Origin of the sequence: Tessaracoccus aquimaris (assembly GCF_001997345.1) — a bacterium.
Taxonomy (GTDB): Bacteria; Actinomycetota; Actinomycetes; order Propionibacteriales; family Propionibacteriaceae; genus Arachnia; species Arachnia aquimaris.
This window is the reverse complement of the sequence record NZ_CP019606.1, coordinates 1,890,247-1,899,729: the sequence shown is the minus strand read 5'-3', so window position 1 is coordinate 1,899,729 and position 9,483 is coordinate 1,890,247. Positions and strand designations below refer to the sequence as shown.

The 9,483-nt window shown below is 66.9% G+C and carries 12 protein-coding genes; all 12 read left to right on the top strand.

Features of this window, described 5'->3' with window-relative positions:
- The first annotated feature begins 55 nt into the window (after nt 1–55).
- The 12 genes from pflB to rpsC all read left to right on the top strand — a co-directional run bounded on the left by pflB (nt 56) and on the right by rpsC (nt 9,482).
- Nucleotides 56–2,329: a formate C-acetyltransferase gene (gene pflB, locus BW730_RS08960; protein WP_077685938.1), complete on the top strand. Its 2,274-nt coding sequence runs from the start codon at nt 56–58 to the stop codon at nt 2,327–2,329.
- A gap of 2 nt (nt 2,330–2,331) precedes the next feature.
- Complete coding sequence (gene pflA, locus BW730_RS08955) at nt 2,332–3,189, top strand: pyruvate formate-lyase-activating protein (protein WP_077685937.1); 858 nt, start codon at nt 2,332–2,334, stop codon at nt 3,187–3,189.
- 55 nt (nt 3,190–3,244) lie between these two features.
- Complete coding sequence (locus tag BW730_RS08950) at nt 3,245–3,859, top strand: hypothetical protein (protein WP_077685936.1); 615 nt, start codon at nt 3,245–3,247, stop codon at nt 3,857–3,859.
- Between the two features lie 126 nt (nt 3,860–3,985).
- A complete protein-coding gene (locus tag BW730_RS08945) occupies nt 3,986–4,525 on the top strand; it encodes a hypothetical protein (RefSeq protein ID WP_077685935.1) in 540 nt (179 codons plus the stop codon).
- A 288-nt stretch (nt 4,526–4,813) separates the two neighbouring features.
- Nucleotides 4,814–5,125 carry a 30S ribosomal protein S10 gene (gene rpsJ / locus BW730_RS08940; protein WP_015071250.1) on the top strand — a complete coding sequence of 104 codons (312 nt, stop codon included), beginning with the start codon at nt 4,814–4,816 and terminating at the stop codon, nt 5,123–5,125.
- An 11-nt stretch (nt 5,126–5,136) separates the two neighbouring features.
- Nucleotides 5,137–5,793, top strand: a complete 657-nt coding sequence (gene rplC, locus BW730_RS08935) for a 50S ribosomal protein L3 (RefSeq protein WP_077685934.1) — start codon at nt 5,137–5,139, stop codon at nt 5,791–5,793.
- Nucleotides 5,790–6,761, top strand: coding sequence for a 50S ribosomal protein L4, sunset domain variant (rplD, locus tag BW730_RS08930; RefSeq protein ID WP_077685933.1), 972 nt, complete (start codon nt 5,790–5,792; stop codon nt 6,759–6,761). Before rplC ends, rplD begins: the two co-directional genes overlap by 4 nt.
- Nucleotides 6,761–7,069 (top strand): 50S ribosomal protein L23, encoded by a 309-nt coding sequence (gene rplW, locus BW730_RS08925; RefSeq protein ID WP_077685932.1) that lies wholly within the window; start codon nt 6,761–6,763, stop codon nt 7,067–7,069. Before rplD ends, rplW begins: the two co-directional genes overlap by 1 nt.
- 35 nt (nt 7,070–7,104) lie before the next feature.
- Entirely contained in the window at nt 7,105–7,941 is an 837-nt protein-coding gene (rplB, locus tag BW730_RS08920; RefSeq protein ID WP_077685931.1) for a 50S ribosomal protein L2, read from the top strand.
- Between the two features lie 18 nt (nt 7,942–7,959).
- A complete protein-coding gene (gene rpsS / locus BW730_RS08915; protein WP_077347785.1) occupies nt 7,960–8,241 on the top strand; it encodes a 30S ribosomal protein S19 in 282 nt (93 codons plus the stop codon).
- 27 nt (nt 8,242–8,268) lie between these two features.
- The gene (gene rplV, locus BW730_RS08910) at nt 8,269–8,670 is read left to right on the top strand and encodes a 50S ribosomal protein L22 (RefSeq protein WP_077685930.1); all 402 of its coding nucleotides are present in this window, start codon (nt 8,269–8,271) and stop codon (nt 8,668–8,670) included.
- A gap of 2 nt (nt 8,671–8,672) precedes the next feature.
- Nucleotides 8,673–9,482, top strand: a complete 810-nt coding sequence (rpsC, locus tag BW730_RS08905; RefSeq protein WP_077685929.1) for a 30S ribosomal protein S3 — start codon at nt 8,673–8,675, stop codon at nt 9,480–9,482.
- Nucleotide 9,483 lies beyond the last annotated feature (1 nt).

Below are 9,483 nucleotides of genomic sequence, written 5' to 3'. Positions count from 1 at the left end.
GTTTCGGGTGGCGCTGCGGTGCGCTCTGAACAAACACGTGTCTCACAGGAGCGATATGACGGCCTCGGCCCCCACCCGCGAAGATTCCCTCGTCCCCGAGAATGCCTGGGGAGGGTTCGTTCCCGGAGCGTGGCAGGACAGCATCGACGTGCGCGACTTCATCCTCGCCAACTTCACGCCCTACACCGGCGACGCCGCGTTCCTCTCCGGCGCGACCGAGAAGACGCTGAACGTGTGGGAGACGCTGCAGCGCGACTTCCTGAGCGTCGAGCGGGCCAAGCGTGTCTACGACGTAGAGACCCACATCCCCGCCGACGTGGACGCGTTCCCCGCCGGCTACATCTGCGCTGACGACGACGTCATCGTCGGCCTGCAGACCGACACCCCGCTGAAGCGGCCCATGATGCCTGCAGGCGGTTGGCGGATGGTGGAGACCGCGACCCAGGAGGCGGGCCTCGAGCCCGACGAGCGGATCAAGGAGATCTTCACCCGCTACCGCAAGACGCACAACGAGGCCGTCTTCGACATTTACACCCCGCGCATCCGCGCCGCCCGCAGCGCGCACCTGATCACCGGCCTCCCGGACGCTTACGGCCGCGGCCGCATCATCGGCGACTACCGGCGCGTCGCCCTGTACGGCGTCGACCGGCTGATCCAGGCCAAGCAGGCTGACAAGGACTCCATCGCCGACGAGCCGTTCAGCGAGAACTGGGCCCGCTACCGCGAGGAGCACTCCGAGCAGATCAAGGCGCTGAAGAAGCTCAAGAACCTCGGCGACAGCTACGGCTTCGACCTGTCCCGTCCTGCCGCCACGTTCCACGAGGCCGTGCAGTGGACCTACCTGGCCTACCTCGCCTCCGTGAAGAGCCAGGACGGCGCCGCCATGAGCATCGGCCGGCTCTCCGGGTTCTTCGACGTCTACGCCGAGCGCGACCTTGCCTCGGGCCTGATCACCGAGCCCGACGCCCAGGAGATCATCGACGCGCTCGTCACGAAGCTGCGCATCGTGCGCTTCCTGCGCACCATCGACTACGACCAGATCTTCTCCGGCGACCCGTACTGGGCGACCTGGTCCGACGGCGGCTTCGCAGACGACGGCCGCACGCTCGTCACCAAGACGTCCTTCCGGCTGCTCCAGACGCTGCGCAACCTCGGCCCCGCGCCGGAGCCGAACATCACCATCTACTGGGACGCGGCGCTGCCGGAGGGCTACAAGGCCTTCTGCTCGCTGATCTCCATCGAGACCTCCGCGATCCAGTACGAGTCCGACGCCGAGATCCGCAGCCACTGGGGCGACGACACCGCCATCGCCTGCTGCGTCTCGCCCATGGCGATCGGCAAGCAGATGCAGTTCTTCGGCGCCCGCCTCAACACCGCGAAGGCGCTGCTGTACGCCATCAACGGCGGCCGGGACGAGATGACGGGCAAGCAGGTCGTGTCTGGCTACGACCCGCTCGCGGGCGACCAGCCCCTCGACTTCGACACGGTGTGGGCCAGGTACGACGCGATGCTCGACTGGGCCGTGCAGACCTACGTCGAGGCGCTCAACATCATCCACTACTGCCACGACAAGTACGCCTACGAGGCCATGGAGATGGCGCTGCACGACGACGAGGTCGTGCGCACCATGGGCTGCGGCATGGCGGGCCTGTCGATCGTGGCCGACTCGCTGTCGGCCATCAAGTTCGCCACCGTCACCCCGGTGCGCGACGAGTCCGGCCTTGTGGTCGACTACATCACCGAGGGCGACTTCCCGAAGTACGGCAACGACGACGACCGCGTCGACGACCTTGCCAAGCTCGTGGTCTCGACCGTGATGGGCAAGATCCGATCGATCAAGCTCTACCGCGACGCGATCCCGACGCAGTCGGTCCTGACGATCACGTCCAACGTCGTCTACGGCAAGGCCACCGGCGCCTTCCCCTCCGGCCACGCGGCAGGCACGCCGTTCGCCCCCGGTGCCAACCCCGCCAACGGTGCGGACACGCACGGCATGCTCGCCTCCATGATGAGCGTCGGCAAGCTGTCCTACGACGACGCGCTCGACGGCATCTCGCTGACCAACACCATCACCCCGACCGCGCTGGGTCGCACCGAGCAGGAGCGCATCGACAACCTGGTCGGCATCCTCGACGCGGGCATGGGGGAGGGCCTCTACCACGCCAACATCAACGTGCTGAACCGCGAGACGCTCCTCGACGCGATGGAGAACCCGGAGAACTACCCGCAGCTCACCATCCGGGTCTCGGGGTACGCCGTCAACTTCGTGAAGCTGACCCGCGAGCAGCAACTCGACGTGCTCTCGCGCACCTTCCACGAGGCCCTCTGAGCATGAGCGAGGTCCTGCTGGACGCCCCCGGCCGCGGGGCGCCCGGCGCACCCGCGGAGCAGGCGATGGTCGGCGGCATCCCCGTCGCGAGCGACCTGTCGCGCTCCGAACTGCTCCTCGCCCAACGGGTCGGCGAGGTGGGCTCAGTGCACTCCTGGGAGCTCGTCACGGCCGTCGACGGCCCGGGAACCAGGATGACGACGTTCCTGGCCGGCTGCCCGTTGCGGTGCCTCTACTGCCACAACCCCGACACCATGACCGCCAACCGCGGCATGCCTGTTCGTGCGGAGGACCTGCTGGCACGGATCCGGCGCTACCGGGGCGTGTTCCGGGCGACCAAGGGAGGGATCACGCTCTCCGGTGGTGAGGTCCTGCAGCAGCCGGGGTTCGCGGGCCGGATCCTGCGCGGCGCCAAGGAGATGGGCATCCACACGGCCATCGACACGTCCGGCTTCCTGGGTGCCAACGCGTCAGACGAACTGCTCGCCGACGTCGACCTGGTGCTGCTGGACGTCAAGTCCGGCGACGAGGCGACCTACCGGAGGGTCACCGGCCGTGACCTCGCTCCGACCCTCGACTTCGGGCGCCGCCTCGACGCGCTCGGCATCGCGACGTGGATCCGCTTCGTGCTGGTGCCAGGGCTCACAGATGACCCGGACAACATCGCGCCGATCGCCGACTACGCGGCGAGCCTCGGCAACGTGGAGCGGGTCGAGGTGTTGCCCTTCCACCAGATGGGCCGCGCCAAGTGGGACGGGTTGGGGCTGCGCTACGAACTCGGCGACACCGAGCCGCCGAGTGCCGCCCAGGTGGCCGCGACCAGGGCCATCTTCGAGGCAAGGGGCCTGCTCACCTACTGAATCGGGACCCCGTTCCCACTAGCATGTCTGGGGCAGCGTCACCCAAGGAGGCCCCATGTCCTATCCGCAGAACCCAGGCGGTTACAACCCATCCGGCAACGGCGGCGGATCCCCGCAGGGCGGCTACCAGCAGCAGGGCTTCAGCGGCCAGCAGCAGCCCTACGGCCAGCAGTCCTTCGGGCAACAGCAGTTCAACCAGGCGCCGCAGAAGAGCAACCTCGGGCTCTGGATCGGAGTCGGGGTGCTAGGCGTCGCGGTGCTCGCGCTGCTGCTGTGGCTCTTCCTCGGCACCGGCGGCCAGTACGTCGGCAAGAAGATGCCCTCGCTGCCGTCGAGTTTCGCGGGCTGGACCAAGGTCGAAGACAGCGGCCTTGGCATCACCTTCGGCGAGAACTACGAGAAGGGCGGCAAGCACGTGATGGCGCTTTCCGTCCCGATCGACGACGAGGACAAGCCTGACCCGACGGCCCCGCCGAGCGGGTTCGGCGACGTCGACGTGCCGGAGCCGCGCAAGATCGGCACTGGCATGTTCTGCTCCGATTACGACTCGATGGGCGTGAAGAACACCTCCTGCTACGGGGTATGGGAGGACGGCGTGACCATGTTCATGTCCGAATCGGACTCCGCCGCCGAGGAAGCCCTCAAGGACTTCGTCGGCGCGGCCAAGTAGGCAACGAGCCGCCGTCGAAGCGAGCGGCCGAACGGGCGCGTGACGTCTTCACCGATCGGGGTCTGACGACGGATAGAGCGCCCCGCCTCGCCGCTAGAGTGGTTCTTCAGTGACGAGGAGGTAGCGATGTCTCACCCCCAGGATTCGGGTGAGGCCGGGCAGCAGCCCGAAGGTGCCTCGCCGGGAGCCAAGAGCCGAGGCGGTGCTCGCAAGCAGCCGACGGTCAAGCAGACGGTGTGGTTGGCAGTCGCTCTCGTGGTGGTCATCGCGCTCTGGGTCGCGGTGTGGCTCTTCCACGCCGCCGGTGCCGCGTACGTCGGCGCGACGATGCCCGATCTCCCCGACGAGTTCGGCTCCTGGAAACAGCAGGGGTCGCTCGTCCCCGGGCTCCCCTTCAACGTGATTTACGAGAACGGAGATCGCACCGTCGGCCTCACCGCGTTCCCTTTCGACCCCGCCGAAAAGGCCGACCCCAGCGAACTGCTCGGGCGCAGGGGCTCCGATGTGGGCAAGGTGGGGCCCGGGATCTACTGTCCCGAGGACACAGCCGATACTACTCAGGCCACCTGCTCCGCACTCTGGGAGGATGGCGGGATCATCGTGCTCTCCAACTCCGCAGCGACGTCTGAGAGCGCGATCAAGGACTTCGTGCGCGCCACGAGGTGATCGCCAAGACCGGCCGCGGACCCTCGATTTGGTCGAGTGGGGGAGACGTGCCAGAATGGACCGGTTGCTCCGCGAGGGGTGCCAGGTGTGAAAGCGCCAGGCGCTCTACGAGTGAGGTCTACAACGCCCAAGCGCGAGATGTGACCTTCGGAAGGTGAAAGCCGGAAGAAGGGGTGTCTTACCTTGCGGCAAAGGGCGCGACACTCCCGACCTCGGGGGTCGGGGCGACAAGGGGTTTTACCCCGTAGGAACTTGAAATTTCCAAAGGGACGAGAAGAAGGAACGACTGTGGCTGGACAAAAGATCCGCATCAGGCTGCGGGCGTATGACCATGAGGTCATCGACAGCTCGGCGCGCAAGATCGTCGACACCGTGACTCGCACGGGTGCGAAGGTGGCCGGCCCCGTGCCGCTGCCGACGGAGAAGAACGTGTTCTGCGTTATCCGTTCGCCCCACAAGTACAAGGACAGCCGCGAGCACTTCGAAATGCGCACGCACAAGCGTCTGATCGACATCCTCGATCCGACGCCGAAGACCGTCGATTCGCTCATGCGTCTCGACCTGCCTGCTGGCGTTGACATCGAGATCAAGCTCCCGTGAGGTCTGCTGAAATGAGTGAACGAATCGTGAAGGGCATCCTGGGCACCAAGCTCGGCATGACCCAGTTGTGGGACGAGAACAACAAGGTCGTCCCCGTGACTGTCATCCAGGCGGGACCGTGCGTCGTGACGCAGGTCCGCACCCCCGAGACCGACGGCTACAACGCCGTGCAGCTCGGCTTCGGCGCCGTCAAGGCGAAGAAGGTCACCAAGCCTGAGGCCGGGCACTTCGCCAAGGCCGACGTCACCCCCCGCAAGCACCTGGTCGAGCTCCGCACCGCTGATGCGTCCGAGTTCGAACTGGGCCAGGAGCTGACCGCCGAGGTCTTCGCCGACGGCGAGATCGTCGACGTGACCGGCACCTCCAAGGGCAAGGGCACCGCTGGTGTCATGAAGCGCCACGGGTTCAAGGGCCTGCGCGCCTCGCACGGTGTGCACCGCAAGCACCGCTCGCCCGGCTCCATCGGTGGCTGCGCCACCCCCGGCAGGGTCTTCAAGGGCCTCCGCATGGCGGGTCGCATGGGCAATGACAAGGTCACCGTCCAGAACCTGAAGATTCACGCCGTCGACGCTGAGCGTGGCCTGCTGCTTGTCCGCGGCGCCATCCCCGGAAACAATGGCTCCCTCGTCGTCGTCCGCAGCGCAGCTAAGAAGGGTGACGCAGCATGAGCGATCTGACCGTTGACGTGATCGACGCCAAGGGCAAGAAGGCCGGCAAGGCCGACCTTCCCGCCGCGCTGTTCGACACGCAGACCAACATCCCCCTGATCCACCAGGTCGTCGTGGCCCAGCTGGCCGCCGCCCGTCAGGGCACGCACGACACCAAGACGCGCGCCGAGGTGCGCGGCGGTGGCATCAAGCCTTGGCGCCAGAAGGGCACCGGCCGTGCACGTCACGGTTCGCGTCGCTCGCCGATCTGGACCGGCGGTGGCGTTGTCCACGGCCCGACCCCCCGCGACTACTCGCAGCGCACCCCCAAGAAGATGGTCGCCGCCGCTCTGCGTGGCGCCCTCTCGGACCGCGCTCGTGACGGCCAGGTGTTCGTGATCTCCGAGATCGTCTCGGGCGACAAGCCCTCGACGAAGGCGGCAATCGCGACGCTGACCAAGGTCGCAGGCGACATCTCCAAGGTGCTCGTCGTGCTCGACCGCTTCGAGGACATCGCCTGGCTGAGCCTGCGCAACGTCCCGACCGTGCACGCGCTCGCCGTCGACCAGCTCAACACCTACGACGTGCTGGTCAACGACAAGGTGGTCTTCACCTCCGCAGCGCTGGCCGCGTTCGTGGCTGGCCCCGCTACCGGCAAGTCGGCCAAGGCCGTCGCCACCGAGTCCGAGGCTGCGGCCGAGGCTCCCGTCGCCAAGGCCGCTCCGGCCAAGGCTGCGCCCGCCAAGGAAGCCCCCGCGAAGGAGGCCCCCGCCGACGAGGCTGAGGTCAACGACGGTGGCTACCGCGGCGACAACCCGCCCGCCGGGTTCGACATCAAGGGCAACGCCGATTCCGGCAAGTACCACACGCCCGAGTCGCCCTGGTACGGCCGCACCAAGGCTGAGGTCTGGTTCGACAGTGCCGAGGCAGCAGAGGCCGCCGGGTTCGTCCCGGCAGTCGCCAACAACAACGAGGAGAAGGACAAGTGATGACTGCGCTGAAGATCCGCGATCACCGCGACGTCATCCTGCGTCCCGTGGTGAGCGAGAAGAGCTACAACCTGCTCGATGACGGCAAGTACACCTTCGTCGTCGCTCCCGATGCCAACAAGACCGAGATCAAGATCGCCATTGAGACGATCTTCGGTGTCAAGGTGGCGTCGGTGAACACCCTCAACCGCCAGGGCAAGCGCCGTCGCACCCGCTACGGGTACGGCAAGAAGGTCGACACCAAGCGTGCGATCGTCACCCTCGCTGAGGGCGAGAGCATCGACATCTTCGGGGGCCCGGTCGGCTGACCGGCGTGCCTCTTGTAGAAGAAGGAATTTGACTCATGGGTATCCGTAAGTACAAGCCGACTACGCCGGGCCGTCGCGGCTCGAGCGTGTCCGACTTCGTCGAGCTCACTCGCTCCACTCCGGAGAAGTCGCTGCTCGCGCCGAAGCCGAAGACCGGCGGTCGTAACAACACCGGCCGCATCACCACGCGCCACATCGGCGGAGGCCACAAGCAGGCCTACCGCATCATCGATTTCAAGCGCTACGACAAGGACGGCGTGCCGGCAAAGGTCGCTCACATCGAGTACGACCCCAACCGCACCGCCCGCATCGCGCTGCTGCATTACGCAGACGGCGAGAAGCGCTACATCATCGCCCCCAACGGGCTGGCACAGGGCACCGTCATCTCGGCGGGCGAGGGTTCGGACATCAAGCCGGGCAACAACCTCGAACTGCGTCAGATCCCCGTCGGCACCACGGTGCACGCCGTGGAACTGCGCCCCGGCGGCGGCGCGAAGCTCGGTCGTTCGGCCGGCTCCGCGATCCAGCTGGTCGCCCGTGAAGGCAAGTACGCCACGCTGCGTCTGCCCTCCGGCGAAATGCGCATGGTCGACGTCCGCTGCCGCGCCACGATCGGCACGGTCGGCAACGCCGAGCAGTCGAACATCAACTGGGGCAAGGCCGGCCGCAACCGCTGGAAGGGCATCCGCCCGACCGTCCGCGGCGTCGTGATGAACCCCGTCGACCACCCGCACGGTGGTGGCGAGGGCCGCACGTCGGGTGGCCGTCACCCCGTGTCCCCGTGGGGCAAGCCTGAGGGCCGCACCCGCGACAAGAACAAGGCGAGCAACCGTCTTATCGTCCGTCGTCGCAAGACCGGCAAGAAGCGCTGATAGGGAGCCTGAGGAACTATGCCACGCAGCCTTAAGAAGGGCCCCTTCGTCGATGACCACCTGTTCAAGAAGGTGGAAGTTCAGAACGAAAAGGGCACCAAGAACGTCATCCGTACCTGGTCACGCCGCTCGATGATCATTCCCGACATGCTCGGGCACACCATCGCGGTGCACGACGGTCGCAAGCACGTCCCGGTGTTCGTCACCGAGTCCATGATCGGTCACAAGCTGGGCGAGTTCGCTCCGACGCGTACCTTCAAGGGTCACGTGAAGGACGACAAGAAGGCCCGCCGCCGCTGAGGCGCGAGATAAGGAACTGATTCAACTATGAGCAACGAGAACGGCAACAGCCGTCGTCGCGAAGCCCTCCTGGGGGACCGCGACGGCTCGTACGCCATCGCGCGTCACGTCCGTATGAGCCCCACCAAGGTTCGTCGCGTCATCGATCTGGTTCGCGGCATGGACGTCAAGGACGCCCTTGTCGCCCTCAAGTTCGCGCCGCAGGCCGCTTCCGAGCCGGTCTTCAAGGTCGTGGCCTCGGCCGTGGCCAACGCGGAGACCGCTGAAGGCATGCGCGCAGATGACCTGTACATCTCCAAGGCGTTCGTCGACGAGGGCGTGACCCTGCGTCGGATCCGCCCGCGGGCCAAGGGATCGGCCAGCCGCATCCTGAAGCGCGGCTCGCACATCACCGTGGTCGTCGAACCCCGCGAGACGAAGGGAGCCTGATAATGGGCCAGAAAATCAACCCGATCGGCTTCCGCCTCGGCATCACCACCGATCACACCTCCCGTTGGTACAGCGATAAGCAGTACTCGGAGTTTGTCGGTGAGGACGTCAAGATCCGTGAGTACCTGACCAAGACGCTCGAGCGCGCAGGCATCTCGTCCATCGAGATCGAGCGCCGCTCCGAGCGGGTGACCATCTTCCTGCACGCCGCTCGTCCGGGCATCGTCATCGGCCGTAACGGCGCCGAGGCGGAGCGCGTCCGCGCCGAGCTGGAGAAGCTCACCGGCAAGCAGGTCCAGCTGAACATCCTCGAGGTCAAGAACCCCGAGATCGACGCTCAGCTGGTCGCCCAGGGCATCGCCGAGCAGCTCGGCGCCCGCGTCGCCTTCCGTCGCGCCATGCGCAAGGCCCAGCAGACCGCCATGCGTGCGGGCGCCAAGGGCATCCGCATCAAGTGCTCCGGTCGTCTCGGCGGCGCCGAGATGTCGCGCTCCGAGGGTTACCGCGACGGCCAGGTGCCGCTGCACACCCTCCGCGCCGACATCGACTACGGCTTCTACGAGGCTCGCACCACGTTCGGCCGCATCGGCGTCAAGGTGTGGATCTACAAGGGCGACGTCGCGGGCACCCGCGCCGAGCGCGCCGCCCAGAAGGCCGCCCGCAACAACGCGCCGTCCGGTCGTCAGCGTCCGGGCCGTCGTCCGGCCCGCGGTGACCGTGGAGATCGTCCCGAGCGTGGCGGACGCCGCCGCGCCGACGCAGCTCAGGCTGACGCCCCGGCTGCGCCCGCAACTGAGAACGCAGGAGCATAAC